Origin of the sequence: Rathayibacter sp. PhB127 (assembly GCF_003751665.1) — a bacterium.
In the GTDB taxonomy this organism is placed as follows: domain Bacteria; phylum Actinomycetota; class Actinomycetes; order Actinomycetales; family Microbacteriaceae; genus Rathayibacter; species Rathayibacter festucae.
The window spans coordinates 559,015-581,205 of sequence record NZ_RKHW01000001.1 but is presented as its reverse complement, the minus strand read 5'-3'; the positions used below and the strand labels follow the sequence as shown (position 1 = coordinate 581,205).

Here is a 22,191-nt window from a genome sequence, read left to right as displayed (position 1 = left end):
CAGGGACACCCACATGACCACCGCAGAGCGGCCCGTCGGCGCCATCAAGGCGAAGCAGCGGCCCGCAGACCGGATCTTCTCCGGAACGGCAGTCGCCTCCGGCGCGCTGATCCTCGTCATCCTCGCCGCCGTCGCCCTCTTCCTGGTCGTCCAGTCGATCCCGGCTCTCACGGCGTCCCCTGACACGATCTCCGGCGGAGCGGGCTTCTGGTCCTACGTCGGCCCGCTCGTGTTCGGCACCGTCTACGCCGCCGGGCTCGCGATGGTGATCGCGGTCCCCATCGCGATCGGGATCGCGCTCTTCATCTCGCACTACGCCCCGCGCAAGCTCGCGCAGGGCCTCGGCTACGTGATCGACCTGCTGGCCGCTGTGCCGTCGGTCGTCTTCGGCCTCTGGGGCATCACGGTGCTCGCCCCCTTCGTCCAGCCGTTCTACGCGTTCCTCACGGACGCCTTCGGCTGGTTCCCGCTCTTCAACGGCCCGGTCTCCGGCACCGGCCGCACGATCCTCACCGTGGCCCTCGTGCTCGCGGTCATGATCCTGCCGATCGTCACGGCGATCTCGCGCGAGGTGTTCCTCCAGACGCCGACGCTGCACGAGGAGGCCGCGCTCGCCCTGGGCGCGACCCGCTGGGAGATGGTCCGCACCGCGGTCCTGCCCTTCGGCCGCCCCGGCATCATCTCCGCGTCGATGCTCGGCCTCGGCCGCGCACTCGGCGAGACGATGGCGGTCGCCATCGTGCTCTCGCCGTCCTTCGTCGTGAACTTCGCTTTGCTGCAGTCGACGAACTCGAACACCGTCGCCGCGAACATCGCGCTGAGCTTCCCCGAGGCCTACGGCCTGAAGGTCAACGAGCTCGTCGCCTCCGGCCTGATGCTCTTCGTCATCACGCTGCTCGTCAACATGCTCGCCCGCTACATCATCAACCGCCGCAAGGCCTTCTCGGGAGCGAACTGATGGTCACGATGACTCCGCCCCGCCAGCGCCGCGTCGAGGACGCGGTCCCTGCGCCGGTCAACACGCTCACCAGCGGCCAGCTGCCCAAGTGGGCGCCCGTCGCCCTCCTGGTCGGCAGCATCGCCGTGATGGCGCTCGTCTACGCCCTCCTCGCCGTCACCGGCACCACCCAGGGCTTCGACGTCGTCGGCACCGTCTTCTTCGGCGCCGTGCTCTACACGGTCGCCGTCTTCGTCCTCGCCCGCCTGGTCGAGGGCCCCCGCCGCGCGACCGACCGGGTCGTCACCACCCTGGTCACCGCCGCCTTCGTCGTCGCGCTGATCCCGCTGATCTCGCTGATGTACACCGCGGTCACCGCGGGCGCCGCGCGCTTCGACCTCCTCTTCTTCACCTCCTCGATGCGCAACGTCGTCGGCGAGGGCGGCGGAGCGCTGCACGCGATCGTGGGCACGCTGATCATCACGGCGCTGGCCGCGGTCATCTCGATCCCGATCGGCCTGATGACGGCCATCTACCTCGTCGAGTACGGCCGGGGCGCGCTCGCCCGCGGCATCACCTTCTTCGTCGACGTGATGACCGGCATCCCCTCGATCGTCGCCGGCCTCTTCGCCTACGCCCTGCTGGTGCTCCTCTTCGGCGACGGCATCCGGATGGGCTTCGGCGGCGCGATCGCGCTGTCGGTGCTGATGATCCCGGTCGTCGTGCGCTCCACCGAGGAGATGCTGCGCCTGGTCCCGAACGAGCTGCGCGAGGCGTCCTTCGCCCTCGGCGTGCCGAAGTGGCTGACCGTCGTGAAGATCGTCCTGCCGACCTCGATCGCCGGGATCGTCACGGGCGTCATGCTCTCGATCGCCCGCGTCATCGGCGAGACCGCCCCGCTGCTCATCGTCGCCGGGTTCACCCAGTCGATGAACTACAACCCGTTCGACGACCGGATGATGACCCTCCCGGTCTACGTGTTCCGCCAGTACGCCGACCAGGGGGCCGACGCGGCCGCCTACATCGATCGGGCCTGGACCGGCGCGCTGGTCCTCATCCTGATCGTCATGCTGCTCAACCTGCTCGCTCGCCTGGTCGCGCGCATCTTCGCCCCCAAGCTCGGCCGCTAACCCTAAGGATCTCCGTTGTCCAAGCGCATCGAAGTCAACGACCTCAACGTCTACTACAGCAAGTTCCTCGCGGTCGAGGGAGTCGGTCTCACCATCGAGCCCCGCACCGTCACGGCGTTCATCGGCCCCTCCGGCTGCGGCAAGTCGACCTTCCTCCGCACGCTCAACCGCATGCACGAGGTCATCCCCGGCGCCTACGTCGACGGCGAGGTGCTGATCGACGGCAACAACCTCTACGGCCCGGGCGTCGACCCGGTGCTCGTACGCCGCCAGGTGGGCATGGTCTTCCAGCGCCCCAACCCGTTCCCGACGATGTCCATCCGCGACAACGTGCTGGCCGGCGTCAAGCTCAACAACCGCCGCATCTCGAAGTCCGACGCGGACGACCTCGTCGAGAAGTCGCTGCAGGGCGCGAACCTCTGGAACGAGGTCAAGGACCGGCTCGAGAAGCCCGGCTCCGGCCTCTCCGGCGGTCAGCAGCAGCGGCTCTGCATCGCCCGCGCCATCGCCGTCTCTCCCGACGTGCTGCTGATGGACGAGCCGTGCTCGGCCCTCGACCCGATCTCGACCCTCGCGATCGAGGACCTGATCGAGGAGCTCAAGAACGACTACACGATCGTCATCGTGACCCACAACATGCAGCAGGCCTCGCGCGTCTCGGACCGCACCGCGTTCTTCAACATCGCAGGCACCGGCAAGCCCGGCAAGCTCATCGAGTACGACGACACCGCCACGATCTTCTCGCGGCCGTCCGTCCAGGCGACCGAGGACTACGTCTCGGGCCGCTTCGGCTGAGCCTCCGACCGCACGCACGAGAGCCGCACTCCTCCGGGGGTGCGGCTCTTCTGCTGTCCGGAGCCCGTGAGAGCCGTCTGCAGTCCGCATTCCCGGGTGGGGAGCGCAGAAGAGCCGCACCCCTCGGGGAGTGCGGCTCTTCTGTACTCGATGCTGTGGCGGTGTCAGGCGGTCGCGATGGCCAGGATCGGGTCGGTGGTCGGCGCCTCGGAGCCGCCCGCGTCCTCGACGGTCACCGCGACGACGGCGCCCTCGGCGAGCGTGCCCTCCAGCGGTGCGACCGTGCGGCCGTCACCCCCGTCGAACGTCCCGGCCGAGACCGGGCCGGACGAGCCGATGTACCAGAGCTCGTAGGTCTTGTCGTCGGGCAGGGGCGCGAGGTCGTCGACGACGAGGGCCGAGCGGCCGAGCGAGGCCGACCAGACCAGGGTCGCGGTCTCGCCGGTCGCGACGGCTCCGGCGGTCTCCTGCACGTCGGGGGCGCTGCGGATCTGCTCGAGGGCGCTCAGCTGCTGGCTCTGCCCGGCATCGGGCGTGAGCAGCGGCGGGAGCGCCACTCCCCCGACCACGATGACGGCCGCGGCGGCGGCGGCGGAGAGGTAGACGGCGGGGCGGGTGAACCAGCGCCCGCGGGCGCGGGTCTCGGCGCCGTGGCGGCCCGAGGTCGCGGCGGCGGACGGCGCAGCGGCCGACGGCCCGCTCGCGGCGGACGCGGAGGGCTCGACGGCGTGCAGGGTCGGGACCTTCTCGCGCCGCTCGGCGGGGTCCTCGGCCGGAGCATCGGCGGTGTCGTCACGGGGCAGCTGGGGCGTGGTCGCGATCAGCGCCATCAGATCCGCCTTGAGGGCCGGCGACGGTGCGACCGACGGGGCGTCGGCGGCCAGCGCGTCGGCCACGGTCGAGAAGGCGTCGGCCTCGCCGCGCGCCTCCGGATTCTCGTCCAGGAATCTCTCGTACCGGGCGGTCTCGTCCGGGGTGAGGATGCCGAGTGCGTGTCCTGCTGCGAGTTCGCGCGGATCTTCGGGGAGTTGCACGTCGTTCACAGGGCCACCCCCATCTCTTCTCTCAGTCGTATCATCCCGTCGCGCAGGCGCGTTTTTATGGTACCGACGGGGCAGTTCAGGATCCCGGCGATCTCGCTGTGCGAGTATCCGCCGTAGTACGCGAGCTGCAGCGCTTGCCGCTGGAGCTCGGTCAGCCGCTCCAGGGCGGCGGTGACCTTCTCGTGCTCGAGGGACACCTCCGCCTGCTCGGCGACCTGGTCGTAGTCGCGACCGAGGTCGCGGATTCCTATGCGGACGTCCCGATCACGGCCCGCTTGGGCCGCGCGAACCCGATCGATGGCCCTGCGGTGTGCCATCGTGAGGATCCAGGTCGTCGCACTTCCCTTATTCGGAGCGAAGCGTCCAGCGGTTTGCCAGATCTCGAGGAAGACCTCCTGGGCCACCTCCTCCGACTGGGCGCGGTCGACCAGGACCCGCGTGATCAGTCCGAGGACGCGCGAGGCGACGAGGTCGTAGAGCTGCGAGAACGCGGCCTGCTCCCCCGCGGCGATCCGCTCGAGGAGAGCGCCGAGGTCGGGGGCGGTGCCCTCGGCGGTGGTGTCGTCGCTCATGCGCCCTGCCCTGCTCGTGCCCGGGACTTCAGATTCCGGGTCATCCAGAAGGCTGTCACGGCGAGTCCCGCGATCACGACCGACACTTCGAGGGGGAGGACGACGAAGCGGACGTCGAGAGCGAAGCCGCCCAGGTCGACCAGCGCCGCGGCGCCCATCCGCGGGGCGAGCCAGAGTCCGATCACGGCCGCGAGGGCCGCGGTCAGACCGGCGGAGCTGCGCGGACGGACGAGCACCCAGAGCGCCGCGGCCACGTCGAGCACGGCGAGCGTGCGCATCAGGGCACCCTGCGAGAAGACGACGCCGTTGCCGAGGAGGGCGCCGATCTCGTCGTCGACGCCGGGGGCGGAGAGGAAGAGGAGGACGGCGATCACCAGGAGGGCGATCCCGGCCCACCACCGCGCGCCGATCCGGAGTGCCCTGCGGTTCTTCATTCCGGATGTCGCCTGTCTGTCGGGGACTCTGCCGGGAGGGGAGGACTCGCGCCTCGGACCGCCCGCCACTGGGCCCTCGCTCGCCGCCGGGATCCGCTGGGGATGCTGTCGAGAGGAGAAGGGGCCGGATCGCAGAAACGCCTCTCGGCGCGAGGCCGCTCGAAGCGGCTATAAGTGGAGCCCGGGGTTACTGCGATCCGGCTCCGACCAGTGTACCGGCTGTCCCCCGCAGGCCCGCGAGGGGCGTTCGCGGAGCGAGAACGCGGGGTGCCGCGGGGCGCCGCGATCGGGTAGCGGAGCCCGCTCCTACTCGAGCGAGTCGCTGCGCCAGAGGCGTGCGCAGCTCACCAGCTCGGCCGCGGTGGTCGAGAGCCGGAGGGCGCGGGTGGTCAGCTGGCTCGCCCGCGGTCCGTCGATCAGCTCGACGTCGTCGGCGACCGACGCGGCACCGGAGGCGCTCACGCGGCAGAAGGCCGCCGCACGGTCGAGGGCGACGGCGAAGTCGCCGTCGAACACTCCGCGGAGGATGCGGTCGGCCAGCTCGGTGATCTCGGCCGGGCCGGTCGGCGTGACCGCGCCGGCGACGACCGGGTCGATGGTCGCCGAGAGCTCGACGCCGCGCTGGTAGAGGAAGCTCGTGCTCTCCGGATCCTGCCGGATCACGAGCCGCAGCAGGTAGATGCGCCAGAGGGCGCCGGGGAGGCTGGACGGGCTGGAGCGGGCCCAGAGCTCGGCGAGCGCGTCGATGCCGTTGTGGTCGGTGTACTCGACCAGGCGGTCGATGACCACCGGATCCGGGTCCTCGCGCACCCGGCTGAGCAGTGCGATCGCCGTCTCGTGGGCGACCCGGCTGATCTGCGCCGGGTCCTCCCCGCCCTGGAACGCCTCGAAGACGCGGGAGGGGAACTTGGTCGGCTTGTGGAAGCCGTCTGTCATGGGGCCGCCTTCCGCGGTCGGGCGGGACGCGCGGACGCGTCCTGCTTCGTGGGGGTTCGAGGAGGGTAACGCCTGCGCCTGGGCAGGTATGCCCGACGCCGGTCCGGGCGCGCGGGGGCGCTACCCTGGATGCCGCGGGCCTCTAGCTCAGTTGGCAGAGCAGCGGACTTTTAATCCGCGGGTCGTCGGTTCGAGCCCGACGGGGCCCACTCCTCCCGCCGTCCCCGAGCACGACCGCCGCGTGACGCGCGCCGGTGGACACGGCGGAGCAGCAGCGCTCGACGCCCCTCCCGATGTCGGCCGAGATCACTCGTGGCAGAGGGACCAGGCGGCGTCGGGGTACTCGCGCTCCTCGCCGTCCTCGAACGAGACCAGGCGCCAGACGCCGTCGTGGTGCTCGAGGAGGCGGCCGCGGACGATCTCGGACTGCCAGCCGTCCACGGTGCGGAACCAGTGGACCAGGCGGACGGTCGTGCTCTGGTGGGGCTGGAGGCGGTGGGTCATCGGGTGTGTCCTGTCGGGGCGTGGTGGTGGCGGGACGCCTGGTGGAGCTGCTCGATCGGCGGGGGGTCTCGGTACGCCGCCGGCGGCGGCTACTCGACCAACAGGGATCGGTGGCGGGGAGGGGCTGCTCGAGAGTCGGGTCGGCTGGAAGACAGGCCGCAGATCTTGCTGGTCGAGGAGCCCCGCAGGGGCGTATCGAGACCCACCTCCCTACGAACCTCGGTCGCCTCCTCGCCCCGCGATGGCGGCTGAGCGATCAGCAGGGGTGGCCGCGGGGGCGGGGCGACCGGCGGAAGGGGACACCGCCGGCCGCCCCTGCGGGTCAGCGCGTGGGGTCGTCGGCCCAGAAGCAGACCATCGTCATGGTCGAGCGGTAGAACAGCGTCTTCGCGTCGACCTTGTCGACCGCGCGACCGGGATCGTCGAGGTACTCCTCTCCGGCCGAGTCGACGCCCGGCGGCAGACAGGCGTCCTGGGCCACGTAGCGGGTCGGCTTCTTCGGGGCGTACCAGTCCCCGCCGTCGCCCTGCTCGGTGCCGGGGATGAACGACGGGATCCTCGTGTAGGAGCAGACCAGCGTCAGCGAGGCGCCGGTGCGGACGAAGCGGTAGCTGGTCGTCGAGAGGCTGATGTCGGGCGAGCCCGTCAGGAGGGCGCCGTAGTAGCAGGAGCCGTTCGACGAGATGTCGGTCGAGGCGTAGCCGTCGAGATTGGCCCCGGCGTTGTGGTCGGCGAGGGCGGGGGTGGCGGCGGCGCCCACGAGGGCGACGGAGGCGGCGAGGGCGAGCAGGGTGGAGCGGAAGGACGGCATGACGGTCTCCTCATCGAGACGGCGTCGGCGCTGAGCGTCGGCAGGGAGCGGTCGCTCGTCGTGCGAGCGGAGGGCGGGCCCGGCTCGTGGGACGACGTCGTCCCCGTGCTCGGCCCCGCAGGCGTCCGGCGGACCGGATGACCCGAATTCTAGACCGCTGTGCGCGCGCTGTCTGCCCCCTGCGAGGTCAAGCAGGCACTCCTGCCACGGCCGTCAGACCAGGCGACCGGAGCGCAGCCTGCGGGAGCGGCGGCGCAGCGTCCGGTCGCTCGGACCGAAGCTGTCGGATTCGAGGAGGAGTCTCAGCGAGAGCGAGACCTGGCGGGCGAGACGCGGGTCGATCCCCTCCGGGATCCGTACCGCGTCGATGAGATCGAGAGCCGTCTGCGTGGTCCGGGACATCGCCATGCCCGTGACCCTAGAGAGGGTCGGCGCATCCTGACGGCCCCGACACGGGGGCGCACGACGGCAGCAATGCTCAGCCGTCGTGCGCCCGGGTGCGGGTGGGGCGGGAGGCTACTTGCTGCCGTCGCCGCGGCCGGTCGCGGACTGCAGGCGATCGATGTGCTCGGACGCCTCCGCCTTCGTGATGTCGGCGGGGAGGGTCTCGCCCGCCTCGCGGGCGAGGGTGTCGAGGTAGCTGCGCTGCGGGCCGGTCATCGGCTCGTCGCCGGTGACCCAGTCGGACGGGTCCTTGCTGGCGCTGGTGTCGCTGCCGTCATCGGCACGGGCGCCGAGGACGTCGCCCTCGGTCTTGACGTCGGGATCGGTGGTGTTGGGGATGTCGTCGCTCATGCTGCGACCGTACGCCCGACCACCGACACCGGCGAGGGCTTGCGGAGCGGTCCGGAGCGACCCGTTCCGATCGCACACAGGATGCGGCGGGCGTCCCGAGTCAGGAGCCGAGCAGCGCGTGCGCGACGGTGAAGATCACCAGGCCGGCCAGCGAGCCGACGACGGTGCCGTTGATCCGGATGAACTGCAGGTCCTTGCCGACCTGCAGCTCGAGCTTCTCGGAGGTCTCCTGCGGGTCCCAGCGGCCGATCGTCTCGCCGATGATGCTGGCGATGTCGCCCCTATAGCGATCGACGAGGTTGGCCGCGACGGTGCCGATCCAGGTGTCGACGGTCGAGGCGAGCGCCTGATCGGTCGAGAGACGGCGGCCGAGGTCGACGACGATCGACTCGATGCTCGCGCGCAGCGGGCTCTCCGGGTCGTCCATCGCGCCGAGGAGCGACGACTTCGTCGACTCCCAGGCGTCCCCGGCCAGCTCGCGCACCGGGGGGCTGTCGAAGGCGCGGTTCTTGATCTCCTCGACGCGCATGATCAGGTCGGGGTCGCTGCCGAGGTCCTTCGCGAGCGTCGCGAGGTAGCCGTCCACCGCGATCCGGAAGGGGTGACCCTGGTCGTCGCGGATCGTCTCGACGAGGACGAGCGCCTCGCGGTAGAGCCGCTCGTCGACCGCGCGACTGACCGCGGAGGGCAGCCAGCTGGGGAGCCGGCCGCTGACCATCCGGGTGAAGCTCTCGGGGTTCGCGATCAGCCAGGCCTCGGCCTGCTCGACCAGCGTGTCCACGAGTCGGCGGTGGTGCCCCGCCTCGACGACGCTGCCGACGAGCGAGCCGAGCGGCGGGCCCCATTGCGGATCGAGCAGGTGGCGCCGGGCGAGCGCCTCGATCACGCGCTGCACGTCGGAGTCGTCGAGCAGCGCGATCGCGGACCGGACCGCCGCCGCGCTCTCGCCGCCGACGCGGTGCGCGTTCTCGGGCTCGGCGAGCCAGAGCCCGGCACGGCGGGCGATGCCGAAGGAGTCGAGCTTCTCGCGGACGATCGCGCCGCGGAGGAAGTTCTCCTCGACGAACTGGGCGAGGCTCGCGCCGATCTCGTCCTTCTTGGTCGGGATGATCGCCGTGTGCGGGATCGGCAGCCCGAGCGGCCGTCGGAAGAGCGCCGTCACCGCGAACCAGTCCGCGAGCGCGCCGACCATGCCGCCCTCGCTCGCCGCGCGCACCCACTGCAGCCAGGGGTAGCGGTCCTGGAGGGCGAAGGACACGGCGAACACGATCGCCATCAGCACCAGCAGCCCGGTGGCGAGCCGCTTCATCGCGACGAGGGCGGCGCGCTTGGCCTCGTCGTCGCGCCCGGCGGAGGTGCGCCCGGCGGAGGTGCCGCCGGCGGAGGTGCCGCCGGCGGAGGTGCTGACGGCGCTCGTGCTGCTCGTCGTCATGACGAGGCGGGGAAGCCCTCGTGGCGGATGCCCCAGGCGACGCTCCACTCCTCGCCCGGCTCGAGCCAGCGCAGGCCCTGACCGGAGTTGAGCGCCTCGGCGGGCGCGGTCATCGGCTCGACCGCGATGGCGGTCTTGACGTCGTCGCCGTCCGGGAAGATCCGGGTGATGAAGACCTGGATGAAGTTGTGCGAGGCGTCGGCCCAGAGCAGCACGCGGCGGCCGTCGTCGGCGCGGAGGCCGTGGACGCTCTCGCCGTCGACGATCGTGACGTCGGCCCAGGCGTCGTCGAGCTCGAGCTCGCCGATCCGGCGGCCGCGACGGAGGTCCCACTCGGTGCCGTCGACCGGGCTCTGACCCGTGGGGTTGAGCCGCTCGTCGACCTCGATGTGCACCGCCGCGTCGACCGTGATCTCGAGCTCGTCGGTCGGGACGTCGCCGATCGCGAGGAACGGGTGAGTGCCGATCGCGACCGGCGCCTCATCGGCGCCGACGTTGACGACGCGGTGCACGACCTTCAGGCCGTCGGCCTGCAGCTCGTAGCGGACCGTGGTCTCGAGGTGGAACGGGTAGCCCGCCTGCGGGACGACGGGCGCGGCGAGCTCGACGAAGGACGGGCCCTGCTCGACGACGCGGTAGGAGGCACTGCGCAGCAGGCCGTGGATCGCGTTGTGGTACTTGGGCTCGGTGATGTCGAGCTGCTGGGTGCGCCCGGCGTGGTGCCAGCGGCCGTCCTTGACGCGGTTGGGCCAGGGCATCAGGACGATGCCCGAGCCGAACGGCGGGACGACGCTCTCGGGGTATCCGGCGGTGATCTCGACGCCGTCGACGGAGAGGTGGCGCAGCCCTGCGGCCACCTCCGTGACGACGGCGTGCAGGGTGCGTCCCTCGGCGGTGAGGTCGAGGGCGAACTGGCGCCCGGTTGCAGGGGCGGGAGTGAAGTCGGCCATCCCTGAATCCTACGGACCGGCACCGCCGTCGGCCTGCGGACCGGGCCGGAGCGTGCCGCAGAGGGTGACGGCGAGGCCCGCCGCCTCGAGCCGCTCCACGACGGCGCCGCCCGCGGCCGCGCCGGTGAGCAGGCGGTCGAACTCCTCGGTGCCGGCGACCCGGCCGAGGTCGACGACGCCGAGCTTGCTCGAGTCGGCGACCACGACGCGTCGGGTGGCCGCGTGCAGCATGCGGCGCTTGAGCGTCGCCTCGGGCAGGTTCACGTTGGTCACCCCCGCCTCGGGATGGACGCCCGTGCAGCCGACGAAGACGACGTCGGCGCGGATCCGTTCGAGCACCTCGGACGCGAGAGGCTCGACGAGGGAGTGCTGCAGCGGGCGCAGGGTGCCGCCGGTGACGACGACGGTGAAGCGCGGGATGGCGGGCTCGAGGGCGAGGGCGATGCTGAGGCCGTTGGTGACGACGGTGACGTCGCGGAGGTCGTCCCGCGCCACGAGTGCGTGAGCGATCGCGAGCGTCGTGGTGCCGACGTCGAGGATCACGCTCTCGCCGGAGACGACCGAGGCGGCGGCCTCGCGGCCGATCGCGGCCTTCTCGTCGGAGGCGGAGGCGAGGCCCTCCTCGAACGAGCGCTCCCCCGAGCGCTCGCCGGTCGGCACGGCTCCCCCGCGGACGCGCTGGACGGTCCCCTCGCCGGCGAGCCGATCGAGGTCGGATCGGACGGTGACGACGGAGACGCCGAGGCGATCGGAGAGGTCCGCGACGGAGACGAAGCCCTGCTTCTCGGCGAGCAGCCGCATCTCGAAGCGGCGCTCGAGCGCCGAGCGGCTCTCCTGCTCCCCGTCCGTCCTCATCGCTCCATCGTGTCCTTCGCGCCATCGACTTGTCAAAGAGAAACCGCGCTTTCCTTTCCGAAGGTCGCGGTCTATCGTGGGCGGTGCCATGAACGAAGCGATCCCCCTCTCCGCCGGCGTCGTCAAGCGCCCGCACGTCCTCGCCGACGGCCGCGACCTCATCTACTTCGATGACGCGGACACGTCCCTCCCTCCCGAGCGCTCGGCGGATGCCCGCGAGCTCGATCCCCGACCTGCGACCGCGCGCATGCGCCAGGACGTCCTCACCGGGGAGTGGGTGTCGATCGCCGCCTCCCGGCAGAACCGCGTCTTCCTCCCGCCGGCCGAGCTCGACCCGCTCGCCCCGGCCTCCCCCACCAATCCGTCGGAGGTGCCGAGCGTCTACGACGTCGCCGTCTTCGAGAACCGCTCGCCGTCCTTCGGGCCGCTGCTCGAGGACGAGGACGCGCCCGCGTCCCTCGAGGACCTCCGCACGCTCGGCCTCGGCCGGACCCTGACGAGCGTCGGCCGCTGCGAGGTCGTCTGCTTCAGCCCCGAGCACGAGGGGTCGTTCGCGACCCTCTCCGCCTCGCGGGCCCGCACTGTCGTGGAGGCGTGGGCCGACCGCGTCGCCGCACTGTCGGCCCTGCCCGGGGTGCAGCAGGTCTTCCCGTTCGAGAACCGCGGAGAGGCGATCGGCGTCACCCTGCACCACCCGCACGGCCAGATCTACTCCTACCCGTACGTCACCCCGCGGACGACGCGGCTGCTCGCGTCGCTCGACGCCTACGGTCCCGGGATGTTCGCCGACATCCTCGCCTTCGAGCAGGCCGGCGAGCGCGTGCTCGTCCGCGGCGAGCACTGGACCGCCTTCGTGCCCTTCGCCGCGCGCTGGCCCATCGAGGTGCACGTGCTGCCGCACCGCCACGTGGCCGACATCAGCGAGACGACGCCCGAGGAGCGCGACGAGCTCGCCGTGGTCTACCAGCGGCTCCTGCGCGGGATCGATGCGCTCTACGACTCGCCCACCCCCTACATCTCCGCCTGGCACCAGGCGCCGGTGCACGAGCGGCGCGACGAGGTGCGGCTCATGCTGCAGATCACGTCGCCGCGCCGCGCCGCCACCAAGCTCAAGTACCTGGCGGGCAGTGAGGCGGCGATGGGCGCCTGGATCGGCGACATCGCTCCTGAGACGAGCGCCGCCGCCCTGCGCGAGGCGATCGAGCGCGCCGACGCCGCCACCCTGGCCGCCGAGACGGCCGCGAACCCCGACGCGTCGCTCCCCGCCGCCGACACCACCCCCGAGGAGAACCGATGACCACCTCCGCCTCCCTCGACGCCGTCGCCGAGCGCGCCGCGCAGGACTTCGAGCGCGCCTACGGCCACCCTGCCGTCGGCGTCTGGGCCGGACCCGGCCGCGTCAACCTGATCGGCGAGCACACCGACTACAACGACGGCTTCGTCTTCCCGTTCGCCATCGACCGCGCCACCGCGATGGCCGTCGCGCCGAGGGAGGACCGGGTCGTCCGGATCTCGAGCGCCTTCTCCCCCGAGCACGTCGAGATCTCGCTGGACGACCTCGGGCCGGACGCGCTCGACGGCTGGTCGGCCTACCCGCTCGGCGTCGTCTGGGCGCTCAGCGAGTACGGCGTCGACCTCGGCGCGCGCTCGGGCTTCGACGCCTTCGTCGACTCCGACGTGCCGGTCGGCGCGGGGCTCTCCAGCTCGGCCGCGCTGATGTGCGCGATGGCCGTGGCGCTGAACGAGCTCTGGGAGCTCGGGCTCGACCGCGCGACGCTCGCCCGCGTGGGCCGTCGCGCCGAGAACGTCGCCGTCGGCGCGCCGACCGGGATCATGGACGAGTCCGCCTCGCTGTTCGGCGAGCGCGACGCGGCCGTCTTCCTCGACTGCCGGAGCCTGGACACCGAGGTCGTGCCGCTCGGCTTCGAGGAGGCCGGGCTGGTGCTTCTCGTCATCGACACCCGGGTCGAGCACGCGCACGCCACCGGCGGCTACGCCGAGCGCCGCGCCTCCTGCGAGCTCGGGGCGTCGACGCTCGGAGTGGAGTCGCTGCGCGAGCTGTCGGTGGAGGACCTGCCCCGCGCCGAGGAGCTCCTCGACGACGTGACCTACCGCCGCGTGAAGCATGTGGTGACCGAGGACGCCCGCGTCCTCACGACCGTCCGCACCCTCCGCGAGCAGGGACCGCGCGCGATCGGCGAGCTCCTCGACGCCGGCCACGTCTCGCTCCGCGACGACTTCGAGATCTCGATCCCCGAGCTCGACACCGCGGTCGAGGCCTCCCGCGGCGCCGGCGCGATCGGTGCGCGGATGACGGGCGGCGGCTTCGGCGGCTCCGCCATCGCACTCACCCCCGTCGAGAAGGAGGAGGAGGTCCGCGCGGCGGTCCTCGCCGCCTTCGCCGACAAGGGCTTCCGCACCCCCGAGCTGTTCCTCGTGACCGCGGCCGACGGCGCAGGCCGCGTCCGCTGACCCTCGGACCTCCTAGAAAGATCACCTGGTAGGCATGGGCGGACCATGCTGATCGAGTAGCCCGCGGAGTGAGCGTCTCGAGATCCACCACCGTCAGAACGCGAGTCTGCAGACCCGCCCTGTCGAGGGCGGTGGGTCTCGATACGCCCCTGCGGGGCTACTCGACCAGCATGAAAAGGGGCGCGGCGCGTCCTTCCCCTCACCACCGAGACGCAAGGCGGCTTCGCCGACCGATACGCCCGCGGAGCGGGCTGCTCGATCAGCAGGCTTCGCCGACCGAGCAGCAGAACGGGTCACGCCGGCGGGACGACCGGGCGAAGGCCGCCTCCGGTGACGCGGACGAGCTCCGCGGCGCTGGTCGGGTAGACGGTGTGGGCGTGGCCGGCGGCCGCCCAGACGGTGTCGTACTCGGCCAGGGCGGTGTCGACCACGGTGAGCAGCGGGGTCGGGTGACCGACCGGCGCGACGCCTCCGATGGTCTGGCCCGTCGCGGCCTTGACGACCGACGCCGAGGCACGGGTGATCTCCCCACCGAGCTCGTCGCCCAGCCAGTCGGTGTCGACGCGGTGCCCACCGCTGGTGAGGACCAGCAGCGGCGTCCCGTCGAGGAGGAAGATCAGCGAGTTCGCGATCTGGCCGACCTCGATGCCGAGGGCCGCAGCGGCGAGCGCCGCCGTCGACGCCGCCTCATCGAGCCAGCGGACCGGCGGCCGCACCCCGTGGACCTCGAGATCGGCCAGGACGCGGTCGACCGCGGGGTGGCTGCGCTCGCTCATGCGAACGACCGTAGCCGACCCCGCGGCCGGTGGAACCGCTACTTCGTGAGCGTCGCGATGTCGATGACGAAGCGGTAGCGCACGTCCGAGGCGAGCACGCGCTCGTAGGCCTCGTTGATCTGCGACGCCGAGACGACCTCGACCTCGCTCGCGATGCCCTTCTCGGCGCAGAAGTCGAGCATCTCCTGGGTCTCGCGGATGCCGCCGATGCCGGAGCCCGCGAAGGAGCGGCGCGCGGCGAACAGGGTGAAGACGTGCAGCGGCAGCGCCTCGGCCGGAGCGCCGACGTTGACCATCGTGCCGTTGCGGCGCAGGAGGCCGAGGTAGGCGTCCAGGTCGAGCGGCGCGCTGACCGTGTTGATGATGATGTCGAAGGAGTTCTTGAGCGTCGAGAACGTCTCCTCGTCCTTCGTCGCGTAGTAGTGATCGGCGCCCAGACGGAGGCCGTCCTCCTTCTTGCTCAGCGTCTGCGACAGCACGGTGACCTCGGCGCCCATCGCGTGCGCGAACTTGACGGCCATGTGGCCGAGCCCGCCGAGACCGACGACGGCGACCCGCTTGCCGGGGCCCGCCTCCCAGTGCGAGAGCGGCGAGTAGGTGGTGATGCCGGCGCAGAGCAGCGGCGCGGCGGCCTCGTACGGGATCGACTCCGGGACGCGGAGCACGAAGTCCTCGACGACGACGACGTGGGTGGAGTAGCCGCCCTGGGTGACGGTGCCGTCGCGGTCGACGGAGGCGTAGGTGCCGGTGTTGCCCTTCAGGCAGTACTGCTCCTCGCCGGCGAGGCAGTTCTCGCATTCGCGGCAGGAGTTGACCATGCAGCCGACGCCGACGCGGTCGCCGACCTTGTGCTTGGACACCTCGGAGCCGACCTCGGCGACGACGCCGACGATCTCGTGGCCGACGGTGAGGGGGTACTGGACGGGGCCCCACTCGCCGCGGACGGTGTGGATGTCGGAGTGGCAGATGCCCGCGTAGGCGATCTCGATGAGCACGTCGTGCGCTCCGACGTCGCGGCGCTCGATCGTGGTGGGGACGAGCGGCTCGGTGGCGGAGGGGGCGGCGTAGGCGTTGACGGTCAGCATGTTTTCTCCTTCGTGGGGGCGCGCTCGAGCGGTGGTCCGGAGGGGGTGGGAACGCGAGCGCGTCTGCCCACGCTAGCGAGCCCCGGCTGGACGCCGCCCGTAGGCTCGGAGGATGCGGAGTGCGATCGACCTGAACGCCGACCTCGGCGAGGGCTTCGGCGTGTGGTCGCTCGGCGACGACGACGCAATGCTCCGGCTCGTCACCAGCGCGAACATCGCCTGCGGCTTCCACGCCGGCGACCCCTCGATCATGCTCGCCACCTGCCGCACCGCCGCCGAGCGCGGCGTGGCGATCGGCGCCCACGTCGCGTACCGCGACCTCGTCGGCTTCGGCCGGCGCGACCTGCCCGTCGGCCCCGACGAGCTGCACGCCGACGTCGCCTATCAGCTCGGCGCCCTGCAGGCGATCGCGCGGGCCGCGGGCACGGAGGTGCGCTACGTGAAGCCGCACGGCGCCCTCTACAACCGCATCGTCCACGACGAGCGGCAGGCGGAGGCGGTGGTCGCCGCCGTCCGCGACACCGCGCCCGGACTGCCCCTGCTCGGCCTCGGGTCCTCCGCCGTCGAGCGGGCGGCGGCGAACGCCGGCCTGCCGTTCCTCCGCGAGGCGTTCGTGGACCGCGGCTACCGCGCCGACGGGACGCTCGTCCCACGCGGCGAGCCGGGCGACCTGCTGGCCGACCCGGCGGTCGTCGCGGCCCGGGCCGTGCGGATGGTCCTCGAGGGCGCAGTGACGGCGGCTTCGGGCGAGGACGTGAAGCTCGACGTCGACTCCCTCTGCGTGCACGGCGACACCCCCGGCGCCGTCGCGATGGCGGAGGCGGTGCGCACGGCCCTCGCCGAGGCGGGCGTCGCTCTGGCGAGCGCCGCCCCGTGATCCCGGTGCGGCTGCTGCCCTCCGGCGACTGCGCCGTGCTGGTCGAGGTCGACGGCCTCGACGAGGCGCTCGCCCTCGCGGCGGCGCTCGACCGCTCCCGCCCCGCAGGTGTGCTCGACCTCGTCCCCGCCGCGCGGACGGTCCTCGTCGTGCTGGACGAGTCACTGCCGGTCGCGACCGTGTCCCCGTGGATCCTGCGGACCGCGGAGGCGACCGAGCCGAACGGGCCGGGCACGGTCGGCCGCCGGCACGAGATCGCCGTCCGCTACGACGGCGCCGACCTCGCCGAGGCAGCGGACGCCCTCGGCTGGACGCCCGCCGAACTGATCCGCCACCACACGGCGACCCCGTGGCGCGCGGCCTTCGGCGGCTTCGCCCCCGGCTTCGCCTACCTGGTCGCGCTCGCCCCCTGGCCGGAGGTCGCCCGCCGCGCCGAGCCGCGCACCCGAGTCCCGGCCGGCGCGGTCGCCCTCGCAGCGGGCTACTCCGGCGTCTACCCGCGCTCCTCCCCCGGCGGCTGGCAGCTGATCGGCTCGACCGACGCGGTGCTCTGGGACATCGAGCGCCTGCCGCCCGCCCTGCTCGCCCCCGGCGACGAGGTCCGCTTCCGGGCGCTGCCGTGAGCCTGCGCGTCCTCGACCCCGGCCCCCTCGCCCTCGTCGAGGACCACGGCCGCCCCGGCCACGCCGCCGTCGGGGTCGGACGCTCCGGCGCGATGGACCGCGGCGCCCTCCGCCTCGCGAACCGCCTCCTCGGCAACGCCCGGGACGCAGCCGCCCTCGAGCTGCTCGGCGCCGGCTTCACCGCCCGCTTCGAGACCCCCACCTGGATCAGCCTCACCGGCGCCGCCGGAGCCGCGACCCTCGACGGCGCAGCCCTCGCCCGCGTCCTGCCGACGCTCGCTCCCGCCGGCTCGGTCCTGAGGCTCGGCCCCCTGACGGCGGGCCTGCGCCGCACCCTCGGCGTCCGCGGCGGCATCGCCGCGCCGCCCGTCCTCGGCTCCCGCTCCCGCGACACCCTCTCGGCCCTCGGCCCGACCCCTCTCCGCCCCGGCGACCTGCTCGCGTTCGGCCTCCCCGCCGCCCCGGTCCTCCTCCCCGACTGGTGGCCCTTCGACCCCCCTCGGAACCCGGTCCTGCGCGTCCTCCCCGGCCCCCGCCTCGACCTCCTGCCCCCCGGCACGTGGCAGCGCCTGCTCACCGGCCCCTGGCACCTCAGCCCCTCCGCCGACCGCATCGGCCTCCGCCTCACCGGCACCCCCCTCCCCACAGGCGACGCCCCCGAACTCCCCAGCGAGGCCCTGGTCCACGGCTCGATCCAGCTCCCGCCCTCCGGCCTCCCCGTCCTCTTCGGCCCCGACCACCCGACAACGGGCGGCTACCCCGTCCTCGCCGTCATCGCCTCGCCCTCCCTCGACGCCCTGGCCCACCTGACCCCCGGCGACGAGGTCCGCTTCCACGCCTGAGCACGGAGGTCGGCCCGCACCTGGTCCCTTACCCCGGACTCCGCACCGCGCCGCCCGAAGGGCGCGCCCCTCTGCAGTCGCCGCCCCGGAGGGGCGCGGTGTCTCGTCGCGGCTCCTGGCTCGGGTCTGGCGGGCGCGCCGCAGGCGCGCGGGAAGGAGCCGCGACGAGGCACCGCGCCCCTCCCACCGTCAGACCGCCGGCAGCAAGCACCCCCCCCGACGTCGTACTAGCGAAGAGCCCGCTCCGCCGCCCCCACCACGTTGTGGATCAGCATCGCCCGCGTCATCGGCCCGACCCCGCCCGGCACCGGCGACAGCCACCCCGCGACCTCCGCGACTCCGGGAGCGACGTCGCCGGTCAGCTTCGCCTTCCCCGTCTCCGGATTCTCGACCCGGGTGATCCCCACGTCGAGCACCGCCGCCCCCGGCTTCACCCAGTCCGCCGCGATCAGCCCCGGAACACCCACCGCGGCGACGACGATGTCCGCCCGCCGCACCTCCGCCGCGAGATCCGTCGTCCGCGAGTGCGTCAGCGTCACCGTCGCATCGAGCCCCTTGCGGGTCAGCAGCAGCCCGAGCGGGCGGCCGACCGTGAGCCCGCGCCCGACGACGACGACGTGCTTCCCCGAGATCGGGATCTCGTGGCGCTTCAGCATCTCGACGATGCCGTTCGGCGTGCAGGGCAGCGGGCTGTCGAGCTCGCCCTCGACGCCCAGCACCAGCCGGCCGAGGTTGGTCGGGTGCAGCCCGTCGGCGTCCTTGTCCGGGTCCATCAGCTCGAGCATCGCGTTCTCGTCGATGCCCTTGGGCAGCGGCAGCTGGATGATGTAGCCGGTCACCGAGTCCGACTCGTTGAGCTGCCGGATGGCCGCGCGGATGTCCTCCGCGGAGGCCGTGGCGGGCAGGTCGACGCGGATCGACTCGATGCCCACCTCCGCGCAGTCGCGGTGCTTGCCCGCGACGTAGGAGCGCGAGGCCGGGTCGTCGCCGACCAGCAGCGTGCCGAGACCGGGCACGACGCCCTTCTCTCGCAGCACCGCCACGCGCTCGGCGATCTCCGCCTTGACCGTCGCGGCGGTCGCGACGCCGTCGAGTACCTGTGCCGTCATCGTGCAACTCCTCGTTCGTCGGCGCTCCCGCGCCTGTCGTGCAGTGGTGCTCGGCGGGGTCCGGAGGCGCACTCGGCGCTCCGGACCCCGCTGAGCACGGGGAAGCGGTGCGGCCTACAGCCCCGGGTACAGCGGGAAGTCGTCCGTGAGCCCCTTGACCCGGGCGCGCAGCGCCTCGAGGTCGGCCGAGGGCTTGAGCGCCTCGGCGATCACGTCGGCCACGACGGTGAACTCGGCGTCGCCGAAGCCGCGGGTCGCGAGCGCGGGGGTGCCGATCCGCAGGCCCGAGGTGACCATCGGCGGGCGCGGGTCGAACGGCACCGCGTTGCGGTTGACCGTGATGCCGACCTCGTGCAGGCGGTCCTCGGCCTGCTTGCCGTCGAGCGGGGAGTTGCGCAGGTCGGCGAGCACGAGGTGCACGTCGGTGCCGCCGGTGAGCACGTCGATGCCCTCGGCCTTCGAGTCGGCGGCGGTGAGCCGCTCGGCGAGGATCTGGGCGCCGCGGATGGTGCGCGCCTGGCGGTCGGCGAACTCCTGCTCGCCCGCGAGCTTGAAGGCGGTGGCCTTCGCGGCGATGACGTGCATGAGCGGCCCGCCCTGCTGGCCCGGGAAGACGGCGGAGTTGAGCTTCTTGGCGTACTCCTGCTTGGCGAGGATGAGGCCCGAGCGCGGGCCGGCCAGCGTCTTGTGCACGGTGGTGGTCACCACGTCGGCGTGCGGGACGGGCGAGGGGTGCAGGCCCGCGGCGACGAGTCCGGCGAAGTGGGCCATGTCGACCCAGAGCTTGGCGCCGACCTCGTCGGCGATCGCGCGGAACGCCTCGAAGTCGAGGTGACGGGGGTACGCCGACCAGCCGGCGATGAGGACCTGCGGGCGGACCTCGAGGGCCTTCTCGCGGACCGCGTCCATGTCGATGCGGAAGGTCTGCGGGTCGACTCCGTACGCGGTGGCGTTGTAGAGCTTGCCCGAGAAGTTGAGCTTCATCCCGTGGGTGAGGTGGCCGCCGTGCGCCAGCTCGAGGCCGAGGATGGTGTCGCCCGGCTGGACGAGGGCGGCGAGCGCCGCCGCGTTCGCGGTCGCTCCGGAGTGCGGCTGGACGTTCGCGAACTCGGCGGCGAAGAGGGCCTTCGCGCGGTCGATCGCGAGCTGCTCGGCGACGTCGACGAACTCGCAGCCGCCGTAGTAGCGGCGGCCGGGGTAGCCCTCTGCGTACTTGTTGGTGAGGACCGAGCCCTGCGACTCGAGGATCGCGCGCGGCACGAAGTTCTCGCTGGCGATCATCTCGAGGTAGCCGCGCTGGCGGTCGAGCTCCTGCTGCAGGACGGCGGCGATCTCGGGATCGACGACGGAGACGGGCTCGTTGAACGAGGCCGAGACACCGGTGCTGGCGGTGCTCGAGGCGGGAGAAGAGGACACGTGCGCTCCTTGGCTGCGAAACGGATGGCGTCCGCGAGGCGACGAGGCACGCTCGGGCACGCAGAACAACGGTATCCGTTCCGGCCCAGGCGAGCGGCAGGAAAAGTGTCCGGAAGAGGTCTCCGGAGAGGGTGCCGCTCCCTGATGGTCACCCATCCGAACGCCAGTCGCGACGCGGCCAGTGTAGCAACGGGCGGCCGATATCCTGAGCGGATGCAGACCGATTCCGCCGCGCCCGCTCCCGCCCGAACGCCCGCCGACGCGGCGAGCGGCGGCTCCGACGACGGTCCCGGCAACCACTGGACGCTCACCTTCGCCTGCCCCGACCTGCCCGGCATCGTGCACGCGGTCTCGGGAGCGGTGGTCCAGGCCCGCGGCAACATCACCGAGAGTCAGCAGTTCTCCAGCGCCGACACCGGGCGCTTCTTCATGCGCCTGCAGGTGCAGTCGCCCGTCACCCGCGACGAGTTCGAGGCCGCGCTGCTGCCCGTCACCGAGCACTACGGCATGACCTGGCGGCTCGACGTCGTCGGCCGCCCGTTGCGCACGCTGCTGCTCGCCTCCACGGCGGGGCACTGCGTGAACGACCTGCTCTTCCGCCAGCGCGCCGGGCAGCTCGCGATCGACATCCCGCTGATCCTCTCGAACCACGCCACCCTGCAGGACCTGGCCGGCTTCTACGGAGTGCCGTTCGAGTCGCGCGCGGTGACGTCGCCCGAGACCAAGCGCGCCTTCGAGGAGCGCGTCGTCGAGGTCGTCGAGGAGCACGACGTCGAGCTGGTCGTCCTCGCCCGCTACATGCAGATCCTCTCCCCCGAGCTCTGCGCGCGCCTGGCCGGCCGGGCGATCAACATCCACCACTCCTTCCTGCCGGGCTTCAAGGGCGCGAACCCCTACAAGCAGGCGCACGCCCGCGGGGTGAAGCTGATCGGTGCGACCGCGCACTTCGTGACGAGCGACCTCGACGAGGGCCCGATCATCGAGCAGAACGTGGTGCGGGTGGATCACTCGCACTCCCCCGCGCAGCTGGTCGCGATCGGGCAGGACGAGGAGAGCCGCACGCTGACCCAGGCCGTGAAGTGGTTCGCGGAGGACCGCGTGCTGCTCGACGGCGCCCGCACGATCATCTTCCACTGACCCCGCGCCGGTCACCGGCGGCGTCGAGTCGCCCGGAGCGGCTGACCGCAGGGCGGGAGAACGAGCCCTCTCGGGCGACTCACCGCGGGCGGATACGATGGTCCGCGTGAATCGAGCGACAGCGGGCACTGCACGGACCGATCCGAAGGTCGGAGCGAACGATGTGCTCCGCCTCGTGCTCGAGCTGTTCGCGTTCGTCAGCCTCGGGCTGTGGGGCTTCCTGTCCTGGGACCTGCCGTGGAGCATCGTCTTCGGCGTGGGCGCACCGGTGCTGGCGATCCTGCTCTGGGCGCTCTTCCTGTCGCCGCGCGCCGTCCTCGCGATCGACCTCTACGGCCGCTCGCTGATCGAGCTGCTGATCATGGGTGCCGCCGCCCTCGCCTGGCTCGACCTCGGCCAGCCCGTCGTGGCGATCGTCTTCGGCGTGGTCGCCGTGGTGTCCGGCGTGATCTCGGGGCGCCGCGCGCTGAGCTGACGGCGCTGTGCGAGTGCACCTCTGCTGATCGAGTAGCCCGCGCAGCGGGCGTATCGAGATCCACCACCGTCTGAACCGGAGCCTGCAGACCACCCTGCAGGCGACGGCGGGCCAGCATGTTCCAGCGATTCGGCTCCCTGCTCATGCTGATCGAGTAGCCCGCGCAGCGGGCGCATCGAGATCCC

25 protein-coding genes and 1 tRNA gene are annotated in these 22,191 nt (G+C 72.3%); 11 read left to right on the top strand and 15 right to left on the bottom strand.

Going from position 1 to position 22,191, the window contains the following annotated elements; genetic code table 11:
* Positions 1 to 13: 13 nt before the first annotated feature.
* The 3 genes from pstC to pstB are packed head-to-tail and all read left to right on the top strand — an operon-like array spanning position 14 to position 2,862.
* Positions 14 to 958 carry a phosphate ABC transporter permease subunit PstC gene (gene pstC, locus EDF22_RS02875; RefSeq protein WP_123445142.1) on the top strand — a complete coding sequence of 315 codons (945 nt, stop codon included), beginning with the start codon at positions 14 to 16 and terminating at the stop codon, positions 956 to 958.
* A complete protein-coding gene (gene pstA, locus EDF22_RS02870) occupies positions 958 to 2,067 on the top strand; it encodes a phosphate ABC transporter permease PstA (protein ID WP_397459993.1) in 1,110 nt (369 codons plus the stop codon). Before pstC ends, pstA begins: the two co-directional genes overlap by 1 nt.
* A gap of 15 nt (positions 2,068 to 2,082) precedes the next feature.
* A complete protein-coding gene (pstB, locus tag EDF22_RS02865) occupies positions 2,083 to 2,862 on the top strand; it encodes a phosphate ABC transporter ATP-binding protein PstB (protein WP_123445141.1) in 780 nt (259 codons plus the stop codon).
* A gap of 164 nt (positions 2,863 to 3,026) precedes the next feature.
* On the opposite strand, the gene EDF22_RS02860 is transcribed toward pstB, so the two are convergent.
* The 4 genes from EDF22_RS02860 to EDF22_RS02845 form a co-directional block, all read right to left on the bottom strand.
* Positions 3,027 to 3,896 carry an anti-sigma factor gene (locus EDF22_RS02860; protein ID WP_148059091.1) on the bottom strand — a complete coding sequence of 290 codons (870 nt, stop codon included), beginning with the start codon at positions 3,894 to 3,896 and terminating at the stop codon, positions 3,027 to 3,029.
* A gap of 5 nt (positions 3,897 to 3,901) precedes the next feature.
* Positions 3,902 to 4,477 (bottom strand): ECF RNA polymerase sigma factor SigK, encoded by a 576-nt coding sequence (gene sigK / locus EDF22_RS02855; RefSeq protein ID WP_123445139.1) that lies wholly within the window; start codon positions 4,475 to 4,477, stop codon positions 3,902 to 3,904.
* Complete coding sequence (locus EDF22_RS02850) at positions 4,474 to 4,911, bottom strand: hypothetical protein (protein ID WP_123702225.1); 438 nt, start codon at positions 4,909 to 4,911, stop codon at positions 4,474 to 4,476. Before EDF22_RS02850 ends, sigK begins: the two co-directional genes overlap by 4 nt.
* A gap of 306 nt (positions 4,912 to 5,217) precedes the next feature.
* On the bottom strand, positions 5,218 to 5,847 hold the full coding sequence (locus tag EDF22_RS02845; RefSeq protein ID WP_123445137.1) for a DNA-directed RNA polymerase subunit beta: 630 nt from the start codon (positions 5,845 to 5,847) through the stop codon (positions 5,218 to 5,220).
* 136 nt (positions 5,848 to 5,983) lie between these two features.
* Between EDF22_RS02845 and EDF22_RS02840 the strand changes: the two genes are divergently transcribed.
* A tRNA-Lys gene (locus tag EDF22_RS02840) sits at positions 5,984 to 6,056 on the top strand.
* 97 nt (positions 6,057 to 6,153) lie between these two features.
* Here the strand turns inward: EDF22_RS02840 and EDF22_RS02835 are convergent.
* From EDF22_RS02835 to EDF22_RS02805, 7 genes are all read right to left on the bottom strand, one after another.
* A complete protein-coding gene (locus EDF22_RS02835; RefSeq protein WP_123702223.1) occupies positions 6,154 to 6,351 on the bottom strand; it encodes a hypothetical protein in 198 nt (65 codons plus the stop codon).
* A 322-nt stretch (positions 6,352 to 6,673) separates the two neighbouring features.
* Positions 6,674 to 7,162 (bottom strand): hypothetical protein, encoded by a 489-nt coding sequence (locus EDF22_RS20650; protein WP_133960557.1) that lies wholly within the window; start codon positions 7,160 to 7,162, stop codon positions 6,674 to 6,676.
* A 213-nt stretch (positions 7,163 to 7,375) separates the two neighbouring features.
* Positions 7,376 to 7,570, bottom strand: a complete 195-nt coding sequence (locus EDF22_RS02825; protein WP_123702220.1) for a hypothetical protein — start codon at positions 7,568 to 7,570, stop codon at positions 7,376 to 7,378.
* A 108-nt stretch (positions 7,571 to 7,678) separates the two neighbouring features.
* Positions 7,679 to 7,957, bottom strand: a complete 279-nt coding sequence (locus EDF22_RS02820; protein WP_123445134.1) for a DUF3072 domain-containing protein — start codon at positions 7,955 to 7,957, stop codon at positions 7,679 to 7,681.
* 100 nt (positions 7,958 to 8,057) lie between these two features.
* Complete coding sequence (locus tag EDF22_RS02815; protein WP_123702218.1) at positions 8,058 to 9,389, bottom strand: DUF445 domain-containing protein; 1,332 nt, start codon at positions 9,387 to 9,389, stop codon at positions 8,058 to 8,060.
* Entirely contained in the window at positions 9,386 to 10,339 is a 954-nt protein-coding gene (locus EDF22_RS02810; RefSeq protein ID WP_123702216.1) for an aldose 1-epimerase family protein, read from the bottom strand. Before EDF22_RS02810 ends, EDF22_RS02815 begins: the two co-directional genes overlap by 4 nt.
* A gap of 9 nt (positions 10,340 to 10,348) precedes the next feature.
* A complete protein-coding gene (locus EDF22_RS02805; RefSeq protein WP_185038680.1) occupies positions 10,349 to 11,194 on the bottom strand; it encodes a DeoR/GlpR family DNA-binding transcription regulator in 846 nt (281 codons plus the stop codon).
* Positions 11,195 to 11,282: 88 nt separating this feature from the next.
* Between EDF22_RS02805 and galT the strand changes: the two genes are divergently transcribed.
* Both galT and galK read left to right on the top strand, forming a co-directional pair.
* Positions 11,283 to 12,491 carry a galactose-1-phosphate uridylyltransferase gene (gene galT / locus EDF22_RS02800; protein WP_123702214.1) on the top strand — a complete coding sequence of 403 codons (1,209 nt, stop codon included), beginning with the start codon at positions 11,283 to 11,285 and terminating at the stop codon, positions 12,489 to 12,491.
* Entirely contained in the window at positions 12,488 to 13,666 is a 1,179-nt protein-coding gene (gene galK / locus EDF22_RS02795) for a galactokinase (RefSeq protein WP_123702212.1), read from the top strand. The genes galT and galK overlap by 4 nt, the downstream gene beginning before the upstream one ends.
* A 293-nt stretch (positions 13,667 to 13,959) precedes the next feature.
* Here the strand turns inward: galK and EDF22_RS02790 are convergent, their stop codons facing one another.
* Positions 13,960 to 14,442, bottom strand: a complete 483-nt coding sequence (locus EDF22_RS02790; protein WP_123702210.1) for a YbaK/EbsC family protein — start codon at positions 14,440 to 14,442, stop codon at positions 13,960 to 13,962.
* 38 nt (positions 14,443 to 14,480) lie between these two features.
* Positions 14,481 to 15,527, bottom strand: coding sequence for an NAD(P)-dependent alcohol dehydrogenase (locus tag EDF22_RS02785; protein WP_123702208.1), 1,047 nt, complete (start codon positions 15,525 to 15,527; stop codon positions 14,481 to 14,483).
* A 112-nt stretch (positions 15,528 to 15,639) separates the two neighbouring features.
* On the opposite strand from EDF22_RS02785, the gene EDF22_RS02780 reads away from it, so the two are divergent.
* The 3 genes from EDF22_RS02780 to EDF22_RS02770 are packed head-to-tail and all read left to right on the top strand — an operon-like array spanning position 15,640 to position 17,869.
* Positions 15,640 to 16,404: a LamB/YcsF family protein gene (locus EDF22_RS02780; RefSeq protein ID WP_123702206.1), complete on the top strand. Its 765-nt coding sequence runs from the start codon at positions 15,640 to 15,642 to the stop codon at positions 16,402 to 16,404.
* The gene (locus EDF22_RS02775; protein WP_260302939.1) at positions 16,401 to 17,027 is read left to right on the top strand and encodes an allophanate hydrolase subunit 1; all 627 of its coding nucleotides are present in this window, start codon (positions 16,401 to 16,403) and stop codon (positions 17,025 to 17,027) included. Before EDF22_RS02780 ends, EDF22_RS02775 begins: the two co-directional genes overlap by 4 nt.
* The gene (locus EDF22_RS02770) at positions 17,024 to 17,869 is read left to right on the top strand and encodes a biotin-dependent carboxyltransferase family protein (RefSeq protein WP_260302937.1); all 846 of its coding nucleotides are present in this window, start codon (positions 17,024 to 17,026) and stop codon (positions 17,867 to 17,869) included. The genes EDF22_RS02775 and EDF22_RS02770 overlap by 4 nt, the downstream gene beginning before the upstream one ends.
* A 227-nt stretch (positions 17,870 to 18,096) precedes the next feature.
* Here EDF22_RS02770 and EDF22_RS02765 read toward each other — a convergent pair whose 3' ends face one another.
* Entirely contained in the window at positions 18,097 to 18,978 is an 882-nt protein-coding gene (locus tag EDF22_RS02765; protein WP_123445127.1) for a bifunctional methylenetetrahydrofolate dehydrogenase/methenyltetrahydrofolate cyclohydrolase, read from the bottom strand.
* 114 nt (positions 18,979 to 19,092) lie between these two features.
* A complete protein-coding gene (gene glyA / locus EDF22_RS02760; RefSeq protein ID WP_185038678.1) occupies positions 19,093 to 20,394 on the bottom strand; it encodes a serine hydroxymethyltransferase in 1,302 nt (433 codons plus the stop codon).
* A 213-nt stretch (positions 20,395 to 20,607) separates the two neighbouring features.
* On the opposite strand from glyA, the gene purU reads away from it, so the two are divergent.
* A complete protein-coding gene (gene purU / locus EDF22_RS02755) occupies positions 20,608 to 21,531 on the top strand; it encodes a formyltetrahydrofolate deformylase (RefSeq protein ID WP_123702202.1) in 924 nt (307 codons plus the stop codon).
* Between the two features lie 106 nt (positions 21,532 to 21,637).
* The gene (locus tag EDF22_RS02750) at positions 21,638 to 22,006 is read left to right on the top strand and encodes a YrdB family protein (RefSeq protein ID WP_260302929.1); all 369 of its coding nucleotides are present in this window, start codon (positions 21,638 to 21,640) and stop codon (positions 22,004 to 22,006) included.
* Positions 22,007 to 22,191: the final 185 nt, after the last annotated feature.

What these genes read in the sequence shown, in the direction of transcription:
- pstC (WP_123445142.1), top strand. Translation starts at nt 14, where the DNA reads ATGACCACCGCAGAGCGGCCCGTCGGCGCCATCAAGGCGAAGCAGCGG.
- EDF22_RS02785 (WP_123702208.1), bottom strand. Translation starts at nt 15,527, where the DNA reads ATGCTGACCGTCAACGCCTACGCCGCCCCCTCCGCCACCGAGCCGCTC.
- EDF22_RS02835 (WP_123702223.1), bottom strand. Translation starts at nt 6,351, where the DNA reads ATGACCCACCGCCTCCAGCCCCACCAGAGCACGACCGTCCGCCTGGTC.
- EDF22_RS02790 (WP_123702210.1), bottom strand. Translation starts at nt 14,442, where the DNA reads ATGAGCGAGCGCAGCCACCCCGCGGTCGACCGCGTCCTGGCCGATCTC.
- EDF22_RS02845 (WP_123445137.1), bottom strand. Translation starts at nt 5,847, where the DNA reads ATGACAGACGGCTTCCACAAGCCGACCAAGTTCCCCTCCCGCGTCTTC.
- EDF22_RS02780 (WP_123702206.1), top strand. Translation starts at nt 15,640, where the DNA reads ATGCGGAGTGCGATCGACCTGAACGCCGACCTCGGCGAGGGCTTCGGC.
- sigK (WP_123445139.1), bottom strand. Translation starts at nt 4,477, where the DNA reads ATGAGCGACGACACCACCGCCGAGGGCACCGCCCCCGACCTCGGCGCT.
- EDF22_RS02810 (WP_123702216.1), bottom strand. Translation starts at nt 10,339, where the DNA reads ATGGCCGACTTCACTCCCGCCCCTGCAACCGGGCGCCAGTTCGCCCTC.
- pstA (WP_397459993.1), top strand. Translation starts at nt 958, where the DNA reads ATGGTCACGATGACTCCGCCCCGCCAGCGCCGCGTCGAGGACGCGGTC.
- galT (WP_123702214.1), top strand. Translation starts at nt 11,283, where the DNA reads ATGAACGAAGCGATCCCCCTCTCCGCCGGCGTCGTCAAGCGCCCGCAC.
- EDF22_RS02805 (WP_185038680.1), bottom strand. Translation starts at nt 11,194, where the DNA reads ATGAGGACGGACGGGGAGCAGGAGAGCCGCTCGGCGCTCGAGCGCCGC.
- EDF22_RS02825 (WP_123702220.1), bottom strand. Translation starts at nt 7,570, where the DNA reads ATGGCGATGTCCCGGACCACGCAGACGGCTCTCGATCTCATCGACGCG.
- purU (WP_123702202.1), top strand. Translation starts at nt 20,608, where the DNA reads ATGCAGACCGATTCCGCCGCGCCCGCTCCCGCCCGAACGCCCGCCGAC.
- galK (WP_123702212.1), top strand. Translation starts at nt 12,488, where the DNA reads ATGACCACCTCCGCCTCCCTCGACGCCGTCGCCGAGCGCGCCGCGCAG.
- EDF22_RS20650 (WP_133960557.1), bottom strand. Translation starts at nt 7,162, where the DNA reads ATGCCGTCCTTCCGCTCCACCCTGCTCGCCCTCGCCGCCTCCGTCGCC.
- EDF22_RS02850 (WP_123702225.1), bottom strand. Translation starts at nt 4,911, where the DNA reads ATGAAGAACCGCAGGGCACTCCGGATCGGCGCGCGGTGGTGGGCCGGG.
- EDF22_RS02820 (WP_123445134.1), bottom strand. Translation starts at nt 7,957, where the DNA reads ATGAGCGACGACATCCCCAACACCACCGATCCCGACGTCAAGACCGAG.
- EDF22_RS02765 (WP_123445127.1), bottom strand. Translation starts at nt 18,978, where the DNA reads ATGACGGCACAGGTACTCGACGGCGTCGCGACCGCCGCGACGGTCAAG.
- EDF22_RS02815 (WP_123702218.1), bottom strand. Translation starts at nt 9,389, where the DNA reads ATGACGACGAGCAGCACGAGCGCCGTCAGCACCTCCGCCGGCGGCACC.